This window comes from Pandoraea sp. (assembly GCF_041919235.1).
GTDB lineage: Bacteria > Pseudomonadota > Gammaproteobacteria > Burkholderiales > Burkholderiaceae > Pandoraea.
On sequence record NZ_JAYRUC010000004.1, the window covers coordinates 103,054 to 122,615 of the forward strand.

Below are 19,562 nucleotides of genomic sequence, written 5' to 3' on the forward strand. Positions count from 1 at the left end.
ATCACACGCCCTCGGTCAGTTCCGGCGAAATCAGGATGACGACTTCCTTGACCTGCTGCCGCGCCTCCTTGGTGCCGCCTTCGTAGTTGAAGATGCCGTCGCGATCGGTCGAATCGTCCTTGCGGCGGAAGCCGCTGAGCACCAGCGTATCGCCCGACTTGAGCGACGCACGCTGCATGGTCTGTATCGACGCCGTGATCGGTAGCTGCATGAACGTACCGACGCCGAGACCGTCATCGCCACTTCCGCGTTCCTCCTTGCCGCCAACGCCCACCTTCACGCCATCCGGGCCGATTTCTGCGCTCACGTCCGAACCGGAATCGCCCCCCCCCGCGTTGGTGCCGCTGGGCGTTTCCTTGCCCGTGCGCAAATTGATCTTGTCGAGCTTGCGAAGGTCGGACATATCGATCTGCACTTGCAGCATCACGCTTCGGTTGTCCATCAGCGTCGGCAACAGGTTCATCACGAAGCCCGTCGTCAACACCGACTGCTCGGCCGTCACGACGGCTTGTCCGCCATAGTTGCCGGGCGTCATCTTCGTTTGCGCGACAAAGCCCTGATTCTGAGTGACGGCGACGGGCGCCGGCTGATTGTTCAGCGTGACGACCGTGGTGTCGATCACGGTACTCACCCGCCCCTGCTGGCTGAGCGCCCGGATGAAGGCCCCGGTCCCCCGGAATCTGCCGCTATCGATCTTGTTGAGCTGCAACCCGCCTTTGCGCGCCATCAGCGCGCCGCCGGCGGCGGGACCCGCCAGTCCCAATGTGATGCCGCTCGCGGCCTGGTACACCAGATCCCAGTCGACGCCAGTGGCCGAGTTCTCCTCGAGCGAGACGGAATACACCTGAACGCGCAACTTGACCTGACGGCCGAGCACGGCATTCTCTGCATCGATGTAGCTCGCCACGCGCTCGATGACGTCGGCCGTGTCGCTGACCACAAGCGAACTCGTCACCACGGACGGCGTGACACGCCCTCCCTCGGAGAGCATGTCTCTCACCGTTCTGACAAGGTCGGCCCAGTAATCGAGTTCCGATTCGACACTCACATTGGCGTCGGCGTTAAAGCTCAGATCGACCCCACCCGCCGAGCCGCTTGGACCGCCGCCGCCCGACGCGCCGCGATCGGCCTTCATCTGCGAGGCCTTGCCCACCGACGCCCGGTACGACGAACTGCCAGGCATCATCTTGATCTGGAAGGTCCGTGTGACATAACGCGCGAAGTGCACGACACCGTCGCGATAGGTCCAGTGCGTGCCCGTACGGTGTGCAATGGTATCGAGCAGGCCGGAGAGCGTGCCGGCGTATTGCAGCGGCACGGTCGGCTCGCCCGTGTCGGCACAGTTGATCTGGAAAAGGTTTGCCGGACTGCCGCCGCCGTTTCTGTCGCCATTGCCGCCGCCATTACCGCCCCCCCCTCGGCCAGCAGCGCACGACACATCGGAGGCCATGCGTACGGTCAGGCCGTTGCCGCGTGCGACCTGCGCGAGTACCACCGACATCGGCAACGGTGCGCCGGTGGAAAAGCGCACGTTTCGCTTGAAGATTTCCGGTAACGCTACCGAGGCGTTGATCGGCACCGAGCGCTTCGCCAGCCACGCCCCTTCAACGTGTTCGATGGCGCGAATCGGGGTTGCCGAGTGCGTCTCGAACGCCGATTGCGCGTTCGTGCGCGCCTCTGAGACGTTAGCGTCGGTCGTGGAGAGCATGCCGGGTGTGCCGCACGCCGTCAGAAACGTTGTGGCGCACAACACGCCAAGTCGCTTACTCATGGATTACCGCTTCCGAGATGATGGCCGCGCCGGGGGGGTGCGCAGCGCTTGTTATTGTGTGGCGTGAACGACGCGCAGCACGCGGTTGGCCTCATAGACTTTCACGCGAATCGGCGCGTCGGTGTTCTGCAGCGAGACCACGATCTGCTCGACGATGCCAAGAAAATCGCCCGTAAACGTCGCCGGATATTCGATGGGAAAGTCACGGTCGATTTCCCAGGCGAGTTGCCAGCCATGCTCTTCCAGATAGCGCTGAAGCGCCACCGAGACACGGCCGTCGCCGGGCGACATGAAGAGTTCCAGAAGCGCCCGCACTTCGACCGGCGCGAGCGGCGCCTGCGACGCTGCGGTTTGCGATGCCCCTTCGGGCATCGAGGTCACATCCGTCGACACATCCGGCGACACATCGGTCGACGCAGCCGCTTGCGCTGCGTGCGCGAGCGGCTCCTGCGGCGCCTGCAGCTGCGACGCAGCGACTTGCGGTACCGCCTCGGGGATCGAGGTCACGTCCGGCGACACATCGTTCGACGTAGACGCCTCGACTGCGCGCTCGTCAACTGCGCGCCCGATCGGACGTTGCGACATCGCCGCAGGCCCTGCCTCGCCCGACATCAGCGGCTTGTGGCTGGCGAAGGCGATGCGCAGACCGGGCGATCCATGCGCCTCCTGAGAGGCCGCGAAAGCAAAAGCCGTGCTCGACCAAACGGTTGACGCGACCGCAGCGGTCAGCACCTTTTTGATGTGCATGTTTTCCTCACGTCGAATTCAATGCCGAAACGTCGGATGCGGTTCGATCATTGGGATCAGGAGCCGCTGATGGTGAACTCGAGTTTCGCCTTGGTCAGATCGTTCTTTTGAGCTCCATCGCTGCCACTTGCATTCGAGGATTGGCACGCCGTCGCGAGGTTACCCATATTGAAAGGCGTCTTCAGATCCTTGAGATTCGTGCCGTTCACAGTGACCGTTGCGAAGTTCGCGTGCAGCGTGGTCATGAACTTTTGGCACTGATCGCTCGGCACTTCCTCCGACGTCACCTTCACCCCGAAATTCGGCCCATTGGCGATTGCGGTGCTGATAGGTTCCATTTTCAGCGTCCCGCCGAATCGGTTCAGATATTCCCCCGCCGTTCCTGCAGGCGACGGCGTAATCGAGCCGAACATGCCCATTTTGTCCATATCCTGCGCGGTCGTCTTGGCGGTCAACTGCCCGGACAGCACAGCGTTCTGAATCGACACCACGGCCATCTGCCAGTCCTTGATCTCCTGATTCACACGCACGGAGTTCATCAGCCTGGGCACACCCACCATCGCCCCGGCCATGATCAGGCCCATCACCGCCACGGCGACGGACAACTCGACCAACGTCACACCACGCTGATGGCGCTTGTTCAATCGGCCGATCATCTTGTTCTTCATCTGCACGAGTGCGCCCTCGTTTGCTTGCATGTCCATACCCCTCTTCCTGAGCTAATCGATTGGAAATGTCGCGCAGCAAAGCGTTGACATCCCTGCGTGGCGACAGGGGCGATTTATGCCTGAACACGAAGCACTGCGTTATCGCGTGCTATCTGAATTTTTCGCAAATTGACAATTCCGCATAGCAAGAAAGTCCCCATTCGCGCATCAATTCCGATAAGCCGAGGCACTTCGTCATAGTGCGAAGCGGCGCCTTCGAGGTCACTCGGAACGAGGTGGGACGCGGATCGCCGGGAATCGGCGCCGCCCCGCGGATTGTCGCGGCCATCAGAATTGGCCCAACCGCAGCGAGAGTATTCACAACGTCGCGCACCGACGTCGTTATTCAGCGGTTTCACAAGGCACATTGCATGCCCGTGTACGCGGATGAGGGATGTCCGCGCAGTCCCCTGAAGCGATCACTGCGCGGCCGACGCCTCGACCAGGCCGGCCCGCAGAACCGAAATGTCGGAGCATCGTTGGACCGATGGCGGTCGGCCGGACGCTTGACGCGGTCGATGCCGCGTCATTCCACCTTCAGGCCCACCAGATCGGGTCTTCCGGGCGGATAGGACAGCTTCAGATCGGTCATCGCCTGGACCAGCAGCTCGGCCACCATCAGGTTACGGTGTCGCTTTGAGTCGGACGGGACGATATACCACGGCGCATATTCCGTCGAAGTGGCCGACAGCGCGGCCGCATACGCTTTGGCGTATTGCGGCCAGAAGCTGCGTTCCTTGAGATCGGTGATCTCGAATTTCCAGTGCTTGTTCGGGTCGTCGACACGCTCTTGCAAGCGCTTGCGCTGCTCGTCGAATGAGATATGCAGGAAGCACTTGATGATGCGTGTGTTGCTATCCGTGAGCAGCCGCTCGAAGTTATTGATGTGCGTGTAGCGCCGCTTGCACTCTTCGGCGTCGATCCAGTCGTGCACGCGTGTGATGAGCACGTCTTCGTAGTGACTTCGGTTGAAGATTACCAACTCGCCCGCCGCCGGCACGACCCGGTGGACACGCCACAGGAAGTCGCGTGCCAGCTCCGCGGGCGTCGGCGCCTTGAAGTTGGCGACGCGAATACCGAGCGGATCGACGTTCTGGAACACCGCGCGAATGGTGCTGTCCTTGCCGGCGGTGTCCATGCCTTGCAACACGAGCAATACGCGGCGCTGGCTGTTGGCGTGCAGAATGGTCTGCAACTCGTCGAGCTTGAGGGCCAACTCGGCCATGCGATCCTTGTCGTCGCCCTTGCTGTCGCCCGAAAATGGCTTGTCGGCCGGATCGTAGTCCGACAGGTCGAGCTTCTTGTCGAGCGGTACGCGGTATTTCTCGAACATCGCCAACTCCTCATGACAGGCGGGAAGCCAGTATCGCGCAAAAACAAAAGCGCGGCGCCGCACTGGCGACCGCGCTTTTGTACATGGCTTCCCGTACGCCGCAACGGCGCCAGGTTCAGCGCTCGTCAGGCGCCGAGCTTCTTCTTGAGCAACTCGTTGACCTGCGCCGGATTGGCCTTGCCCTTGGTGGCCTTCATCGCTTGGCCCACCAGTGCATTGAACGCCTTCTCCTTACCCGCGCGGAACTCTTCCACCGACTTGGCATTGGCGGCCAGCACTTCGTCGATGATCTTCTCGATCGCCCCTGTGTCGGTGATCTGTTTCAGGCCCTTCTCTTCGATGATGCGGTCCGCCGCGCCGTCGTCGGTGGCACGCGCCTCCCACATCAACTGGAAAACTTCCTTGGCGATCTTGTTGGAGATCGTGTTGTCGGCAATGCGTGCGAGCAAGCCCGCGAGCTGAGCGCTCGACACCGGGCTTGCGTCAATGCCGATGTCCTCGCGGTTGAGTTGCGACGACAGCTCGCCCATGATCCAGTTGGCGGCAGGCTTGGCGCTTGCCTTGCCCGCCTTCGCGACCACGGCTTCGAAGTAGGCGGCTTGCGCTTTCGACTGCGTGAGCACGGCGGCGTCGTAGTCGGACAAGCCATATGACGCGACGAAACGCGCCTGCATGCCGGCGGGCAATTCAGGCAGTGCGGCGCGCACGCGCTCGATCCATTCGCTATCGATCACGAGCGGCAGCAGGTCCGGGTCCGGGAAGTAGCGATAGTCGTGCGCGTCTTCCTTGCTGCGCATCGACCGCGTTTCCTTCTTGTCCGGATCGTACAGACGCGTTTCCTGCACCACCGTGCCGCCGTCTTCGATCAGCTCGATCTGACGACGCACTTCGTACTGAATCGCCTCTTCGAGGAAGCGGAACGAGTTCAGGTTCTTGATTTCCGCACGCGTGCCAAATTCCTTCTGTCCGACCGGACGCACCGAGACGTTGGCGTCGCAGCGGAACGAGCCTTCCTGCATGTTCCCGTCGCAAATGCCGAGCCACACCACCAGTCCGTGCAAGGCCTTCGCGTACGCCACGGCCTCGGCCGCGCTGCGCATGTCGGGCTCGGTCACGATCTCGAGCAGCGGCGTGCCGGCGCGGTTCAGGTCGATGCCGGTCATGCCGGCGAAGTCCTCGTGCAGCGACTTGCCTGCGTCTTCTTCGAGGTGGGCGCGCGTAAGCGTCACGACCTTTTCATAGGCCTCGCGCCCGGTGCGGGCATCCGCCTCCACCTGGATCTTCAGCGAGCCGCCCAGCACCACCGGAATTTCGTACTGGCTGATCTGATAGCCCTTCGGCAGATCGGGGTAGAAGTAATTCTTGCGCGCAAAGATGCTGCGCGGCGCAATCGTCGCCCCAATGGCCAGACCGAACTCGATCGCGCGCTCGACCGCACCGCGATTGAGCACCGGCAATACGCCCGGCAGCGCCAGATCCACGGGACACGCCTGCGTATTCGGGGCCGCGCCAAACTGCGTCGACGCGCCCGAGAAAATCTTGGAAGCGGTGGAGAGCTGTGTGTGCGTCTCCAGGCCAATAACGACTTCCCATTGCATATGGTTCACCCTGTCTCAACTTGTCGGCACGGCGCATTCGCCCTGCCCTTGCCGCCGGTCGCCCCCGCTGCGGTGACGCTCCGGCCTGTTCCTGTTCGCCTGCGCTTAACGGCGCGTATCCGCCGCGCAAATCCCCGAGCGCGGATCGAAACTCACCGGCCATGCGTTCTCGTAAATGCCCGGCGTGCAATACGCCTCGCAGTTGGCATGGCCGATGGTCACGTTGCCCGGGTCCTGCCAGATGAGCAACTTGCAGCGCCCGCTGTTCGCGCGCAGTTCGATGCTTGGGCGCCACTGCGTCTGGTGAAAGTCCGCCAGATTGAAGTGGCAACTCCCGCGCTGGCCGACCCACAGACGCCAGTCGAGCGCCTGCACCTGATTGGCCGACACCTTGAGCGTCGCCTGTTCGCGAAAACCGTCTTCGTCCGTCTGCGAGCAGTAGCCCGACAGATTGATCTCGCGATAGGCGATCGGCGTCGGACGCCCGAACGGCAGGCTGCATGACGCGAGCATGAGCACCATGCCGGCAAGCGTCAGGCCCTTCGACGCCAGCGCGGTCATGCGCCCGCCGGACGTAACGAGAGACGTCAACACGCGCTGGCGACTCATCGTCAGACGCCCGCCGGTGCACGCGTGTGCCAGTCGGTCGCGCGTTGGAACGCGTCGGCCACTTGCAGCAGGCGGGCTTCGTCGAAGTAGTTGCCGATCATCTGCAGGCCCACGGGGCGTGCATCGTGCCCCGTCCCGACCGGCAGGCTCATGCCCGGCAGACCGGCCAGGCTGACCGACAACGTGTAGATGTCGGCCAGATACATCTGCACCGGATCGGCGCTCTTCTCGCCGAGGTTCCACGCGACCGACGGCGCCACCGGACCCATGATGACGTCGCACTGCGCGAACGCATTCTGGAAATCCTGTGCTATCAGGCGGCGGATCTTCTGCGCCTGCAGGTAGTAGGCGTCGTAGTAGCCGTGCGAGAGCACATAGGTGCCCACGAGAATCCGGCGCTTGACCTCGGTGCCGAAGCCTTCGGCACGCGACTTCTTGTACATGTCGAGCAGATCGCGGTACTCGGCCGCACGGTGCCCGTAGCGCACGCCGTCGAAACGCGACAGGTTCGACGAGGCTTCGGCCGGCGCGAGCACGTAGTACACAGGGATCGACAGTTCCGTCTTCGGCAGCGACACCGGCACGCGCACGGCGCCGAGCTTCTCGAATTCGGCGAGCGCGGCATCGATGGCCTGACGCACGTCGGCGTCGAGGCCTTCGCCGAAGTACTCGGCCGGCAGACCGATGCGCAGGCCCGCGAGCGGCTTGTCCGCCGACGCGCCGTCGAGCGGCTTGCCCAGGCCCCGCGCGAAGTCCTCGTCGGCGCGCTCGAGGCTGGTCGAGTCACGCGCGTCGAAACCCGCCATGCCGTTGAGCATCCACGCGCAATCCGCAGCGCTGTGACCGAGCGGGCCGCCCTGATCGAGCGACGAGGCGAACGCGATCATGCCGTAGCGCGACACCCGGCCGTAAGTCGGCTTGATCCCGGTCACGCCGCAAAACGCTGCCGGCTGGCGGATCGAGCCGCCCGTATCGGTCCCCGTGGCGGCCGGTGCGAGACGCGCAGCCACCGCCGCCGCCGACCCGCCAGACGAACCACCTGGCACGGCACGCTTGTCCCACGGGTTCTTGACCGGGCCGAAGTGCGAGTTTTCGTTCGACGAGCCCATCGCGAACTCGTCCATATTGGTCTTGCCCAGCGTGACCATGCCCGCGCCGGCCAGACGCTCGACGACGGCCGCGTCATACGGACTCACGTAATGCTCGAGCATGCGCGAGCCGGCGGTGCTGCGCCAGCCGCGCGTGACAAACACGTCCTTGTGCGCGACGGGAATGCCCAGCAGCGGGTGGTGAGCGCCCTCGCCAGCGGCGATGCGGGCATCGGCGGCACGCGCTTGCGCGAGGCTCGCCTCGGTGTCGACATGCACGAACGCGTTCAGGTCGGCGGCCCCGGCAATGCGGTCCAGATAGTGCTGTGTCAGCTCGACGCTCGAGACGCGCCGGGCGTCGAGCGCGGCGCGCAAATCCTGCAGATGAATCAGATCTTGTTCCATGGTGGCTGCTGTTAAGCGCATGAGGGAATGAGGCGCGCCAATGGCGCGCGGCAACATATTGCGTGGGCGCCGGGCGGGTCGGACGCCGGGCAACGGGCCGGACTCATTCGATGACCTTCGGCACAAGATAGAGGCCGTCCTGCACGGCCGGCGCCGGGCGCTGATTGGCTTCGCGATCGACGCGCTCCGTCACGGCATCGATCCGCAGCCGCTGCGCGACCGCCTGAATTTGCTCGATCGGATGCGCAAGCGGGGCGACGTCGCGCGTGTCGACCGACTGCATCTGCTCGACGAGCGCAAAGAAGCCATTGAGCTCCTTTTCCATGTGATGCGCCTCCTCGTCGGCCAGCTCGAGCCGCGCGAGATGAGCGATGCGTTTGACGTCAGAGAGATTCAAAGCCATGAAGAAATCCCGAAAAAATGCGCATTGGAGAGCAGCCGGATGCATACCTGACGCCAATATTAGGGCCAGAATGCGGAGAATGTGCGGACGAGACCAGGTTCGACAGCGGTTTTACTCCGCGCACCGGGCTGCGCAGGACGGTCGGCGCGCCGTGCCACAAGGCTCCCGGCGTGAGCGCCGGGGGTGTCGAATGTGGTGTCAACGTGCTCGTTTTTCCTGCAAAACCTGCGAAATTATAAGGTATCATTGCGCATTAAATTTGCGTCGGGGCGTGTTTTTACACCCTCCGCCGCTGTCGCGCAGGTGGGCCACGGCACGTCCGGAGGGCGCGACAGACGATCGCGCAGTCCAATGGAAGACCCTGACGCGACGGATTTATGACGGCAGCCCCGCCTCCTGCCCGGTACCGCATTCCTCGGTTTGTCCGCACGTTTCGCGAGCCGCCGCGTGGCGCCTGGCGATTTTTTTGCGAACAGTCCGGAACCCAGATGACAGGCAGCCGTCCCAGTCACCATCATTGGGACGGCCTCACGCAAACACAGGATTTTGCATGTTCGGTTTTCTACGCAGCTATTTCTCAAACGACCTGGCCATCGACCTGGGCACGGCCAATACCCTCATCTACATGCGCGGCAAGGGCGTCGTGCTCGACGAACCGTCGGTCGTCGCGATTCGTCAGGAAGGTGGCCCAAGCGGCAAGAAGACGATTCAGGCCGTCGGCAAGGAAGCCAAGCAGATGCTCGGCAAGGTGCCGGGGAACATCGAGGCCATTCGCCCGATGAAGGACGGCGTGATCGCCGACTTCACGGTGACCGAGCAGATGATCAAGCAGTTCATCAAGATGGCGCACGAATCGCGCTTGTTCTCGCCGTCGCCGCGCATCATCATCTGCGTGCCGTGCGGTTCGACCCAGGTCGAGCGGCGCGCCATCAAGGAAGCCGCGCACGGCGCGGGCGCCTCGCAGGTGTATCTGATTGAAGAGCCGATGGCCGCTGCCATCGGTGCCGGCCTGCCGGTCTCGGAAGCCACGGGCTCGATGGTCGTCGACATTGGCGGCGGCACGACCGAGGTGGGCGTGATCTCGCTGGGCGGCATCGTCTACAAGGGTTCGGTGCGCGTCGGTGGCGACAAGTTCGACGAAGCCATCGTCAACTACATCCGCCGCAACTACGGCATGCTGATCGGCGAACAGACCGCCGAAGCGATCAAGAAGGAAATCGGTTCGGCGTTCCCGGGTTCCGAAGTCAAGGAAATGGAAGTCAAGGGCCGCAACCTCTCGGAAGGGATTCCGCGCGCCTTCACCATTTCGAGCAACGAAATCCTCGAGGCGCTGACCGATCCGCTCAACCAGATCGTATCGTCGGTGAAGATTGCGCTGGAACAGACCCCGCCTGAACTGGGGGCCGACATCGCCGAGCGCGGCATGATGCTCACGGGCGGCGGCGCGCTGCTGCGCGATCTGGACCGCCTGCTCGCCGAGGAAACCGGCCTGCCGGTGCTTGTCGCCGAAGACCCGCTCACCTGCGTGGTGCGTGGCTCGGGCATGGCGCTCGAGCGCATGGACAAGCTCGGCAGCATCTTCTCTTACGAGTAAACCAACGTGCGCGGTTCGTCGTCCGGCGCGGTGGGGTCATCCCTTCCCCACCTCACCCGAGACGACCCGCACCGCAGCAAGACCTTGCGCACGGAGCGTGTCGCCATGCCGCCCCGTCGCACCCGATTGACACCATTCGCGCACCGCGGCGTCTCGCTGCGCGTGCTCCCCTGAAGGGCCCACCATGCAGTACAGTCCGCCGCCACTGTTCAAACAGGGACCGTCGGCGTTGGCCCGGCTGATCTGTTTCGTCGCGCTTGCCGTCGGCCTGCTCGTGGTTGACTCGCACTACAACACCCTGGAGCGGGTTCGGGCCGTTGTCGGCACCGCACTCTATCCGGTCCAACGCATGATGCTGTTGCCGCGCGACGCCATTCTCGGCGTAGCGGGCTTTTTCTCGACCGAATCGCAAATCACGGGGGAGAACCGGGCGCTTCGCGAGCAAAATCTCGAACTCTCCGTTCAGGCCCAGCGCAACAACCAGTTGGTGGCCGAGAACGAACATCTGCGCCAGATGCTCACCTTGCGCGAGCGGCTGCCCGTGCCGAGCATTCCCGCCGAAATCGAATACGACACGCGCGACCCATTCACGCAGCGTGTTGTCATCGATCGCGGCTCGCGGCAAGGCGTGAAGCTCGGGGCGCCGGTCGTCACCGAGCAGGGGTTGCTCGGCCAGGTCTCCCGCGTGTTCCTGCTGCAAAGCGAAGTCACGCTGCTCACCGACAAGGAACAAGCCGTGCCCGTGCAAGTCACGCGCAGCGGCGTGCATAGCGTGATCTACGGCGGGCTGCGCGGCGACGTGCTCGACCTGCGCTTCATTCCGCTATCGGCCGACGTCAAGGTCGGTGACGAAATCGCCACCAGCGGCCTGGACGGCATCTACCCCGCCGGCCTGCCCGTCGCACGCATTACCAAGGTCGACCGCGTCTCCGACACCGCGTTTGCGCGCATTCTGTGTCAGCCGGTGGCCAATCTGCGCAGCCAGCGCCAGGTGCTGGTGCTGCAATACACCACGCCGCTCGCCCTGCATCCGGACGCCGCCGCCGATCTCGCGCGCGCCTCCGATCCGTCCGCAAGCGGCGACAAGCCCGGCCAGAAGGGCGGCACGCGTGCCGATCCGCAGCGCCTCCCGGCCGCCCGCAAGGGTCATTGAGGAATCGACATGCCACGACCGCAATACATTCTGCTGCCGGTCAATCCGTACTTCATCACGCTCAGCCTCGTGGTGGCGTTTCTGGTCAACCTGATGCCGTGGGGGCATGCCCCCGCCATGCCCGACTTCGTGGCGCTGGTGCTGATGTTCTGGAACATTCATCAGCCGCGCAAGGTTGGCATGGGCGTGGCGTTCGTCGTCGGACTGCTCATGGACGTGCACAACGCCGGCCTGCTCGGCGAGCACGCGCTTGCGTACACGCTGTTGTCCTATGGCGCCATCATGATTCATCGCCGCGTTCTGTTCTTCACGCTGCTCGGGCAAGCGCTGACCGTGCTGCCGCTGCTACTGCTCGCGCACGTGGTGCCGTTCATCATTCGTCTGGCGACCGGCGCGGCATTCCCGGGCTGGTGGCCGATCGCGGCGGGCTTCGTCGAAGCCCTGCTCTGGCCGGCCATCAGCATTCTGCTGCTGGCGCCGCAGAAGCGCGCCGTCGACCGCGACGACACGCGTCCGATCTGATGAGCCCCGTGCCCATACGATCGCACCATCGAGCCCCGCCCGCATGACCGAGTTCAAGAATCCCCAGCAACAACTGCAGACGTTTCATCTGCGGATCACGGCGGCTGCGCTTTTCGTGCTGATCTGCTTCAGTCTGCTCGTGGTGCGCTTCGTCTACCTGCAGGTCTTCCGTCACAATCAGTACGCGCTGCAAGCTGACGAGAACCGCGTCTCTCTTGCCCCGATCGTGCCCAATCGGGGCGTGATCATGGATCGCAACGGCGTGGTGCTCGCGCGCAACTATTCCGCCTATACACTGGAAATCACGCCGTCGAAGATCGGCCGCCCGCTCGAAGACCTCATCACCGATCTGTCCGACGTGGTCGAGATCACGCCGCGCGACCGGGCGCGTTTCAAGAAGCTCATGGACGACAGCAAGAGCTTCGAGAGCCTGCCGATCCGCACGCGGCTGACCGACACGGAAGTCGCACGCTTCACTGCACAGCGTTTCCGCTTCCCTGGCGTCGATGTGCACGCTCGCCTCTTCCGCCAATACCCGCTCGGCGAGACGGCCGCGCACGTGATCGGCTACATCGCCCGAATCTCGCAACGCGATCGCCAGCGTATCGAGGCGATGAGCGAGGAGAACGACAGCGACAGCGCCAAGTACGACATCCGCCGCGACGTCAACAACTACAAGGGCACCGATTACATCGGCAAGATCGGCGTCGAGCAGAGTTACGAAACGCAACTCCACGGCATTACCGGCTTCGAGGAAATCGAGGTGACGGCGGGCGGTCGCCCGGTGCGCACGATCTCTCGCACCCCCGCCACGCCGGGCGACAACCTCGTGCTGTCGATCGATATCAAGCTTCAGGAGGTCGCCGAGCAAGCCTTCGCCGGACGACGCGGCGCGGTGGTGGCCATCGAGCCGAAGACGGGCGACGTGCTCGCGTTCGTGTCCGCGCCGAGCTTCGATCCGAACCTGTTCGTCGAAGGCATCGACCAGCAGAACTGGGACGCCCTGAACAACTCGCCCGACCGGCCGCTGCTCAATCGGCCGCTGCGCGGTACCTACCCGATCGGCTCGACGTACAAGCCGTTCATGGCGCTCGCGGCGCTCGAACTGGGCAAGCGCACCCCGAATTGGGGCTTCCAGGACACGGGCTCGTTCACGCTCGGCAACCATACGTTCCGCAACGACGTTCGCAGCGGCCAGGGCTGGATCGACATGTACCGCTCCATCGTGGTGTCGAACGACACGTATTACTACATGCTCGCGCACGATCTCGGCGTGAACGCCATTCACGACTTCATGGCGCCGCTCGGCTTCGGCCAGTTGACGGGCATCGACATTGAAGGCGAAGCGCGCGGCATTCTGCCGTCAACCGAATGGAAGCGCAAGGCGTACAAGAAGCCTGCGCAACAGAAGTGGTACGACGGCGAGACGATCAGTCTGGGCATCGGGCAGGGCTACAACTCGTTCACGATCCTGCAACTGGCGCACGCCACGGCCACGCTGGCCAACAATGGGATCGTGATGAAACCTCACCTCGTGAAGGCTATCGAGGACCCCGTCACGCACACGCGCCAGCTCACCGTACCGCACGAAAGCGCGCGGCTGCCGTACAAACAGGCGAACATCGATTTCGTCAAACGCGCGATGGTCGGCGTGATCAAGGAAGGCACGGGACGCCAGGCCTTCATAGGCGCACCGTACGAAGCGGGCGGCAAGACCGGCACGGCGCAGGTCTACTCGCTCGGCAAGAACGAGAAGTACAACCACAACGCGATTCCCGAATTCAAGCGCGATCACGCGCTGTTCATCGCCTTTGCGCCTGCCGACGATCCGAAGATCGCCATCGCGCTGATCGTCGAGAACGCCGGATGGGGCGGCGCGCAAGCGGGCCCGGTCGCACGCCGTCTGCTCGATTACTACCTGATCGACGAACCGAAGGAGCGCGCCGCAGAAGCGGCCGCATTGCAGGCCGCAGCGTCGCCGGCGGCGGCATCGGGGGCGTCGGCGGTGTCCGCAGCGCCGGACGCCCCGCCCGCCAGCGCCGCCGCACCGGGGGGCACGACGCCGGTGGCACGCGCCGCTCCCCTCGCTTCTGGCGCGACGGCGGGCGCGACGGCGGGCGCATCGCGGGCGAACAACGGCAAGGCCGTCGCCGGGTCCACGTCGGCTACGGCGGCGCCGAAGCCCGCACCGGCGCCGCCGCGTCAGCCGGCCGTGAGTCCGACCGTCGCTGACGAAGCCCGTCACCGCGCCGCCATCCGTGCACAAGGTGCGCAAGGAGGAACGCCATGATGGCGCTCGACAAACATTCGTGGAAAGAGCAGGTCAAGCGCCTGTTCGTCGGTTTCGACAAGCCGCTGGCGCTGATCGTCTTCCTGCTGTTGTGCGTGGGACTGGTCACGCTCTACAGCGCCAGTATCGATGTGCCCGGGCGCGTCGAAGACCAGGTGCGCAACATCGTGCTCACGTTCATTCTGATGTGGCTGCTCGCGATGCTGCCCACCCAGACGTTGATGAAGTTCGCAGTCCCGCTCTATACGGCCGGCGTCGCGCTGCTCATTGCGGTGGCGATGTTCGGGCTGACGAAGAAGGGGGCGAAGCGCTGGCTGAACGTCGGCATGGTGATCCAGCCGTCCGAGATCATGAAGATCGCCATGCCGCTGATGCTGGCGTGGTACTTCCAGAAGCGCGAAGGCAACGTTCGCTGGTTCGACTATTTGGCCGCGCTGGCGTTGCTCGGCGTGCCCGTCGGGCTCATTGCCAAACAGCCCGACCTCGGCACGGGTCTGCTCGTGGCCGCCGCCGGACTGTACGTGATCTATCTGGCAGGCTTGTCGTGGAAGCTGATTCTGCCGGTGCTCGTCGCGGGTGTGATCGGCATCGGCACGATCCTCGCACTCGAGAACAGGATCTGTCAGCCGGGCGTCGAATGGTATGTCCTGCACGACTACCAGAAGCACCGCGTGTGCACGCTGCTCGACCCGACGTCGGACCCGCTGGGCAAGGGTTTTCACACGATTCAGTCGGTCATTGCCATCGGCTCGGGCGGCACGACGGGCAAGGGCTGGCTCAAAGGAACGCAGGCGCACCTCGAGTTCATTCCCGAGAAGCACACCGACTTCATTTTCGCCGTCTTCGCAGAAGAATTCGGGCTGATCGGCGAAGGCGTGCTGCTGGTGCTGTATCTGCTGCTGATTGCGCGCGGGCTGATGATCGCGGCATCCGGTGCAACCCTGTTCGGGCGGTTGCTCGCCGGGTCCGTCACGATGATTTTCTTCACCTACGCCTTCGTGAACATGGGCATGGTGAGCGGCATTCTGCCGGTCGTTGGCGTGCCGTTACCGTTCATGAGCTACGGCGGCACGGCACTGGTGACCCTCGGCCTCGGTGTCGGCATTCTGATGAGCGTCGCACGCGAGAAGCGGCTCATGCAGAGTTGACGATGTGACGCGACGCCGCGCCAACGCAATGGCAAGGCCATCGCCCTGCCGTTGCCGCATTGGGTCTGTGGCTAGCGCGCAGCCCCGCTTGACGGGGACTGCGCACGCTCGCGGTTCATGGCATCGAGCTTGCCCAGCGCCGCCACGTCGCCCTGGGCAGCGGCCTTCTCGTACCACAGACGCGCCCGCGCGAGATCCGGTGTCACAACGCCATAACCCCGCTCGTAGTAGCTCGCCACGATGTACTGCGACGGCAGATCGCCGCCGCGCGCGGCCTTCTCGTACCAACCGAACGCTGTCTTGTAATCCTTCGGGACGCCGCGCCCGATGAAGTATTCGTTAGCGATGGCCGCCTGCGCCTGCACGTGGCCCTGCCTTGCCGCCTTCTCGTACCAGAGATTGGCTTGGGGAATGGACTTGCCGACGACATAGCCGTCGTCGAACATCTTCCCGTAGACGTATTGCGCCTGCACCATGCCTGCGTTCGCCGCGCGTTCGAGCCAACGCACGGCGCCGTTCGGATCGGGCGCGCCGCCCTCGCCGTTGAGCAGCATCATGGCGTAATCGAATTGCGCGAGACGATTGCCCCGCTCGGCGGCCCGGCGGAATTCTTCGAGCGCCTGCGACTGCTGGCCCGCCTCGTAGTGGTATACGGCCTGGTCGGTCAGTGGCTGGGCCGGGGCGGGCGCCGGCACCTGCGCGGCGGCCACGGCATAGGGCATCGGTAGGCACACCGCACTCACCAGCGTGAGTGCGGCACCGGCAAAGCGCCGGCGCATGGCGTAAGACGGCGACATGACACACCTCCTCAGGCAGACTTTGCGCATATTGTGCGCCAAACTGAAAAGGCGTGCCGGCACGCACGTTCGCTCCGGTTCGCTCCGGTTCGCTCCGGTTCGCCCTTGCGCACGATGCGCGACGCCCGATTCGCCCATCAAAAAAGCCCCGGCACGAGGCCGAGGCTTTTCCGACGCAGAAGACGACCGGCTTACGGCTTGATGTACGCGTAACCCTTCTGCTGCAGACGCGTAAGCTCGACCACGCCAGACGGCGTAAAGTCGGCGTCGAGCACGAACTGGTCCTTCTTCAGTTTGCGCAGCTTGAGCGTGAGCTCGCACACCTCGAACTTGACGCCGCGTGCACGCAATGCCGAGATCAGCGGCCCGACGGTCGCCGCATCCTTGTAGCTCTCCATCAGGAAATCGACACCTTGCGAATGCGCAACGACCACGACGTCGGTGTCCGGCGCCGTATCGAGCTGATTGCGGATGTTGCGCAACGCGGCCAGCGCCTGATGCTCGGCATCGTCGATGTGATACACCACCTTGTCGCGCGCGAAGGCCGACGTCGCAGGCAAAGCGAATGCGGTAAGCAGGAATGCGGCCAGCAAGCCGCGCAGCAGCGTCTTCATTTGAGGAGTCCCCTATTAGTTACGTTGTGCCAGCCGCATCATAGCGCGTTGGCACGCCGCGGGGCACCGCGAGCAAGCGCCGAATACGGCGGTGGCGCCTCCCAGGCGGCGTCGGTCTGCGTCGCGATATCGGAGAACACAGGCCCCGCGTGTCGCACCCGATCGGGCAACGCCGCGCGGCCTTCTGCACGCGACCCCGCAAAATCCTGGCAGAAGTCACCGCGTCCGGCGGGCGGCGCGCTCGGCCGCGGACGCACGGACACCAGGGCCGCCTGCCGATTCGCCACCCGCTCAAGCGCGGACAAATTCCCGTGTGAATCCACTCGGTGCATCGCGACAATCTGCACGCGCGTTTGACTATCCTGGGCAACCACGTTGCCATTCGCTGAAATTCTTGGCATAACCTTTCCCGAAATGAAAAACCCGCCAGACACGATATCTGGCGGGTTGGGACTTTCGGTCATGTCGTCTACGGCGGCCGTCGATTTCAACGGTGGGAGTTTCGAATTTGCCTTGCCGTAGGCATGATCCCAACGAATGCGCGCGGCACCGGCGCAAATCGCACGGTCGACGGCCCGAACGCGCCGACGTCCACGACGCGACCTACGCCGTGACTTCCGACCAGCAGTTCGGCGTCTCGTACAACCGCAGGCGTACCAGGCGCAGGTCGCGGCCGTAGTGGGCGTCGAAGACGTTGCTCAGCGTGTCGAACGCGACAGCGGCCAGATTCTCGACGGTCGGCACGCGATCGAACACCACCGTCTTGTGATCGGGCATGGTATCGAGGAAGTTGCGCACGGCGGTATCGCCCTCGTAGACGAGGAACGCGTGATCCCACACCGACACGAGATGCTCGTTGGCCAATGCTTTCACGTCGGCGAAATCCATCACCATGCCATTGTCGGACGCGCCGCTTTCGCGACTCACCTCGCCCGCGAGCGTAATCTCGAGCACGTAGCGATGCCCGTGCAGGTTGCGGCACTGGCTGCGGTGATCGGGAATGCGGTGGCCCGCATCGAATTCAAGTTTCCGGGTAATCGTAATCACAGCCACGGCTCAGGGAATATTCAGGTATTTGTGCGTCTGCATCGACAGCGACCATCGCGGATGCGATTTGCAATAGTCGATCGCCAGCTTCGTATTCGTGTCGCGCAACGGGCCGTCCATCGGCTGGAGGTAGAAGTGCCGGAAATCGAGCGCTTCGTAATCGGCCAGACGTTGACGATCCTGCGGCACCACGACCTTGAGCTCATCGCCGCGCGTGACGATCAGCTCGGCATCGGCTTTCGGACTGACGCACACCCAGTCGATGCCCGCCGGGACGGCCTGCGTGCCGTTGGTTTCCACGGCGATGCGAAACCCCTCGGCGTGCAGCGCGTCGATGAGCGGCGCGTCGATCTGGAGGAGCGGCTCACCGCCCGTGCACACGACGAACCGGTGCGCACGATCGGCCTCCGGCCACAACGCCACGATCTGCGCGACGAGATCGGCCGGCGTGCGGTACTTTCCGCCATTCTCGCCGTCCGTGCCGACAAAATCGGTATCGCAGAACTGGCAGACGGCGTCAGTCCGGTCCTCTTCGCGGCCAGTCCACAGGTTGCACCCCGCAAACCGGCAGAACACCGCCGGGCGGCCGGCGTTCGCGCCCTCGCCCTGCAAGGTGTAGAAGATTTCCTTTACCGCGTACGTCATGGTTCTCTCGATTATCCAAGGCTCACGCCGCGCCGCAATCCCGATCGTTGCCGCGTGCGCGCCACTGTTCATAACCCCGCTGGCGCAACTGGCACGCCGGGCATTCGCCGCAACCGTAACCCCACGGATGCAGCACGCTGCGCTCGCCCAGATAGCACGTGTGCGTATCTTCGCGCACGGTCTCGACCAGCAGGGCGCCCCCCAGATCCTGCGCCATCTGCCATGTGTCGGCCTTGTCGATCCACATCAGCGGTGTCTCGACGATAAAGCGCTGGTCCATTCCCAGATTGAGCGCAACCTGGAGCGCCTTCATGGTGTCGTCGCGGCAGTCGGGGTAGCCCGAGAAATCCGTCTCGCACATTCCGCCGACCAGCACACGCAAACCGCGTCGATACGCAATGGTCGCACCAATCGTCAGGAACAGCAGATTCCGGCCCGGCACGAACGTATTCGGCAGATGATTCTCCGCCATGGCGATCGTGGTCTCGCGCGTGAGCGACGTCTCGCTGATCTGACCAAGGATCGACAGGTCGATCATATGGTCGTCGCCCAGACGCGGCGCCCACTGCGGGAAACGCTCGCGCAGTTTGGCGAGCACATCGGTGCGGCATTCCAGCTCCACGCTGTGGCGCTGGCCGTAATCGAAGCCCAGCGTCTCCACGCGCGCGTAGCGCGACAGTGCCCACGCGAGGCAGGTCGTCGAATCCTGTCCACCGGAGAACAGAACCAGAGCGGAATCGGTGCTTGTCGTCATGATCATGCGCTAGCAGTATCGCCCTCGCCGTCAGGGCGACGGGGGCCGGGGCACGCGCTTGCGGCCACCTCAGGGCGGCCCACGTGCGGGATATGTCACGCGATTTTGAACCGCGACGCCCCGCGTCGCTATCGCCGAGACGTGATACCCATCATTGGGCAGCGTTTTCGTTCAAACGCAAAAAGGGCTTGCGATGTGCGCAAGCCCTTCGAATTTGGTGGCCTGGGTCGGAATCGAACCAACGACACGCGGATTTTCAATCCGCTGCTCTACCAACTGAGCTACCGGGCCAAGAGAAAAGCGATTATAGAGACAGCAGGCGCTTTGCGCAAGCCCT

Annotated in this window: 18 protein-coding genes and 1 tRNA gene; 5 read left to right on the plus strand and 14 right to left on the minus strand. The window is 63.9% G+C overall.

Features of this window, described 5'->3' with window-relative positions; all coding sequences use genetic code 11:
• Position 1: 1 nt before the first annotated feature.
• The 8 genes from ACE3UG_RS04460 to gatC all read right to left on the minus strand — a co-directional run bounded on the left by ACE3UG_RS04460 (position 2) and on the right by gatC (position 8,661).
• The gene (locus tag ACE3UG_RS04460) at positions 2–1,771 is read right to left on the minus strand and encodes a secretin N-terminal domain-containing protein (RefSeq protein WP_374620213.1); all 1,770 of its coding nucleotides are present in this window, start codon (positions 1,769–1,771) and stop codon (positions 2–4) included.
• 51 nt (positions 1,772–1,822) lie between these two features.
• Positions 1,823–2,518 carry a toxin co-regulated pilus biosynthesis Q family protein gene (locus ACE3UG_RS04465; protein ID WP_374620215.1) on the minus strand — a complete coding sequence of 232 codons (696 nt, stop codon included), beginning with the start codon at positions 2,516–2,518 and terminating at the stop codon, positions 1,823–1,825.
• Positions 2,519–2,574: 56 nt separating this feature from the next.
• Complete coding sequence (locus ACE3UG_RS04470) at positions 2,575–3,222, minus strand: type 4 pilus major pilin (RefSeq protein ID WP_374620218.1); 648 nt, start codon at positions 3,220–3,222, stop codon at positions 2,575–2,577.
• Positions 3,223–3,751: 529 nt separating this feature from the next.
• Positions 3,752–4,558 carry a polyphosphate kinase 2 family protein gene (locus ACE3UG_RS04475; RefSeq protein WP_374620221.1) on the minus strand — a complete coding sequence of 269 codons (807 nt, stop codon included), beginning with the start codon at positions 4,556–4,558 and terminating at the stop codon, positions 3,752–3,754.
• 125 nt (positions 4,559–4,683) lie between these two features.
• Complete coding sequence (gene gatB / locus ACE3UG_RS04480) at positions 4,684–6,156, minus strand: Asp-tRNA(Asn)/Glu-tRNA(Gln) amidotransferase subunit GatB (protein ID WP_374620459.1); 1,473 nt, start codon at positions 6,154–6,156, stop codon at positions 4,684–4,686.
• Positions 6,157–6,261: 105 nt separating this feature from the next.
• Positions 6,262–6,765 carry a hypothetical protein gene (locus tag ACE3UG_RS04485; protein WP_374620224.1) on the minus strand — a complete coding sequence of 168 codons (504 nt, stop codon included), beginning with the start codon at positions 6,763–6,765 and terminating at the stop codon, positions 6,262–6,264.
• Between the two features lie 2 nt (positions 6,766–6,767).
• Positions 6,768–8,258: an Asp-tRNA(Asn)/Glu-tRNA(Gln) amidotransferase subunit GatA gene (gatA, locus tag ACE3UG_RS04490; protein WP_374620227.1), complete on the minus strand. Its 1,491-nt coding sequence runs from the start codon at positions 8,256–8,258 to the stop codon at positions 6,768–6,770.
• A 103-nt stretch (positions 8,259–8,361) separates the two neighbouring features.
• Positions 8,362–8,661 (minus strand): Asp-tRNA(Asn)/Glu-tRNA(Gln) amidotransferase subunit GatC, encoded by a 300-nt coding sequence (gene gatC, locus ACE3UG_RS04495; protein WP_374620230.1) that lies wholly within the window; start codon positions 8,659–8,661, stop codon positions 8,362–8,364.
• A gap of 550 nt (positions 8,662–9,211) precedes the next feature.
• Between gatC and ACE3UG_RS04500 the strand changes: the two genes are divergently transcribed.
• From ACE3UG_RS04500 to rodA, 5 genes are all read left to right on the plus strand, one after another.
• The gene (locus tag ACE3UG_RS04500) at positions 9,212–10,255 is read left to right on the plus strand and encodes a rod shape-determining protein (protein ID WP_010805637.1); all 1,044 of its coding nucleotides are present in this window, start codon (positions 9,212–9,214) and stop codon (positions 10,253–10,255) included.
• A 184-nt stretch (positions 10,256–10,439) separates the two neighbouring features.
• Complete coding sequence (gene mreC, locus ACE3UG_RS04505; protein ID WP_374620234.1) at positions 10,440–11,408, plus strand: rod shape-determining protein MreC; 969 nt, start codon at positions 10,440–10,442, stop codon at positions 11,406–11,408.
• A gap of 9 nt (positions 11,409–11,417) precedes the next feature.
• Positions 11,418–11,930 carry a rod shape-determining protein MreD gene (gene mreD / locus ACE3UG_RS04510; RefSeq protein ID WP_374620237.1) on the plus strand — a complete coding sequence of 171 codons (513 nt, stop codon included), beginning with the start codon at positions 11,418–11,420 and terminating at the stop codon, positions 11,928–11,930.
• 43 nt (positions 11,931–11,973) lie between these two features.
• Positions 11,974–14,220, plus strand: coding sequence for a penicillin-binding protein 2 (gene mrdA / locus ACE3UG_RS04515; protein WP_374620240.1), 2,247 nt, complete (start codon positions 11,974–11,976; stop codon positions 14,218–14,220).
• On the plus strand, positions 14,220–15,368 hold the full coding sequence (gene rodA, locus ACE3UG_RS04520; protein WP_374620461.1) for a rod shape-determining protein RodA: 1,149 nt from the start codon (positions 14,220–14,222) through the stop codon (positions 15,366–15,368). Before mrdA ends, rodA begins: the two co-directional genes overlap by 1 nt.
• 71 nt (positions 15,369–15,439) lie before the next feature.
• Here the strand turns inward: rodA and ACE3UG_RS04525 are convergent, their stop codons facing one another.
• The 6 genes from ACE3UG_RS04525 to ACE3UG_RS04550 form a co-directional block, all read right to left on the minus strand.
• A complete protein-coding gene (locus tag ACE3UG_RS04525) occupies positions 15,440–16,165 on the minus strand; it encodes a tetratricopeptide repeat protein (RefSeq protein ID WP_374620242.1) in 726 nt (241 codons plus the stop codon).
• A 191-nt stretch (positions 16,166–16,356) separates the two neighbouring features.
• Positions 16,357–16,779, minus strand: a complete 423-nt coding sequence (locus ACE3UG_RS04530) for a DsrE family protein (RefSeq protein ID WP_374620244.1) — start codon at positions 16,777–16,779, stop codon at positions 16,357–16,359.
• Positions 16,780–17,382: 603 nt separating this feature from the next.
• The gene (queD, locus tag ACE3UG_RS04535) at positions 17,383–17,823 is read right to left on the minus strand and encodes a 6-carboxytetrahydropterin synthase QueD (protein ID WP_374620464.1); all 441 of its coding nucleotides are present in this window, start codon (positions 17,821–17,823) and stop codon (positions 17,383–17,385) included.
• Between the two features lie 12 nt (positions 17,824–17,835).
• A complete protein-coding gene (gene queE, locus ACE3UG_RS04540; protein WP_374620246.1) occupies positions 17,836–18,471 on the minus strand; it encodes a 7-carboxy-7-deazaguanine synthase in 636 nt (211 codons plus the stop codon).
• 22 nt (positions 18,472–18,493) lie between these two features.
• Complete coding sequence (queC, locus tag ACE3UG_RS04545; protein WP_374620249.1) at positions 18,494–19,231, minus strand: 7-cyano-7-deazaguanine synthase QueC; 738 nt, start codon at positions 19,229–19,231, stop codon at positions 18,494–18,496.
• A 209-nt stretch (positions 19,232–19,440) separates the two neighbouring features.
• Positions 19,441–19,516, minus strand: a tRNA-Phe gene (locus tag ACE3UG_RS04550).
• Positions 19,517–19,562 lie beyond the last annotated feature (46 nt).

Excerpts from the sequence above, each read along its gene's own strand:
- ACE3UG_RS04460 (WP_374620213.1), bottom strand. The coding sequence starts at position 1,771 with ATGAGTAAGCGACTTGGCGTGTTGTGCGCCACAACGTTTCTGACGGCG.
- ACE3UG_RS04465 (WP_374620215.1), bottom strand. The coding sequence starts at position 2,518 with ATGCACATCAAAAAGGTGCTGACCGCTGCGGTCGCGTCAACCGTTTGG.
- ACE3UG_RS04470 (WP_374620218.1), bottom strand. The coding sequence starts at position 3,222 with ATGGACATGCAAGCAAACGAGGGCGCACTCGTGCAGATGAAGAACAAG.
- ACE3UG_RS04475 (WP_374620221.1), bottom strand. The coding sequence starts at position 4,558 with ATGTTCGAGAAATACCGCGTACCGCTCGACAAGAAGCTCGACCTGTCG.
- gatB (WP_374620459.1), bottom strand. The coding sequence starts at position 6,156 with ATGCAATGGGAAGTCGTTATTGGCCTGGAGACGCACACACAGCTCTCC.
- ACE3UG_RS04485 (WP_374620224.1), bottom strand. The coding sequence starts at position 6,765 with ATGAGTCGCCAGCGCGTGTTGACGTCTCTCGTTACGTCCGGCGGGCGC.
- gatA (WP_374620227.1), bottom strand. The coding sequence starts at position 8,258 with ATGGAACAAGATCTGATTCATCTGCAGGATTTGCGCGCCGCGCTCGAC.
- gatC (WP_374620230.1), bottom strand. The coding sequence starts at position 8,661 with ATGGCTTTGAATCTCTCTGACGTCAAACGCATCGCTCATCTCGCGCGG.
- ACE3UG_RS04500 (WP_010805637.1), top strand. The coding sequence starts at position 9,212 with ATGTTCGGTTTTCTACGCAGCTATTTCTCAAACGACCTGGCCATCGAC.
- mreC (WP_374620234.1), top strand. The coding sequence starts at position 10,440 with ATGCAGTACAGTCCGCCGCCACTGTTCAAACAGGGACCGTCGGCGTTG.
- mreD (WP_374620237.1), top strand. The coding sequence starts at position 11,418 with ATGCCACGACCGCAATACATTCTGCTGCCGGTCAATCCGTACTTCATC.
- mrdA (WP_374620240.1), top strand. The coding sequence starts at position 11,974 with ATGACCGAGTTCAAGAATCCCCAGCAACAACTGCAGACGTTTCATCTG.
- rodA (WP_374620461.1), top strand. The coding sequence starts at position 14,220 with ATGGCGCTCGACAAACATTCGTGGAAAGAGCAGGTCAAGCGCCTGTTC.
- ACE3UG_RS04525 (WP_374620242.1), bottom strand. The coding sequence starts at position 16,165 with ATGTCGCCGTCTTACGCCATGCGCCGGCGCTTTGCCGGTGCCGCACTC.
- ACE3UG_RS04530 (WP_374620244.1), bottom strand. The coding sequence starts at position 16,779 with ATGAAGACGCTGCTGCGCGGCTTGCTGGCCGCATTCCTGCTTACCGCA.
- queE (WP_374620246.1), bottom strand. The coding sequence starts at position 18,471 with ATGACGTACGCGGTAAAGGAAATCTTCTACACCTTGCAGGGCGAGGGC.
- queC (WP_374620249.1), bottom strand. The coding sequence starts at position 19,231 with ATGATCATGACGACAAGCACCGATTCCGCTCTGGTTCTGTTCTCCGGT.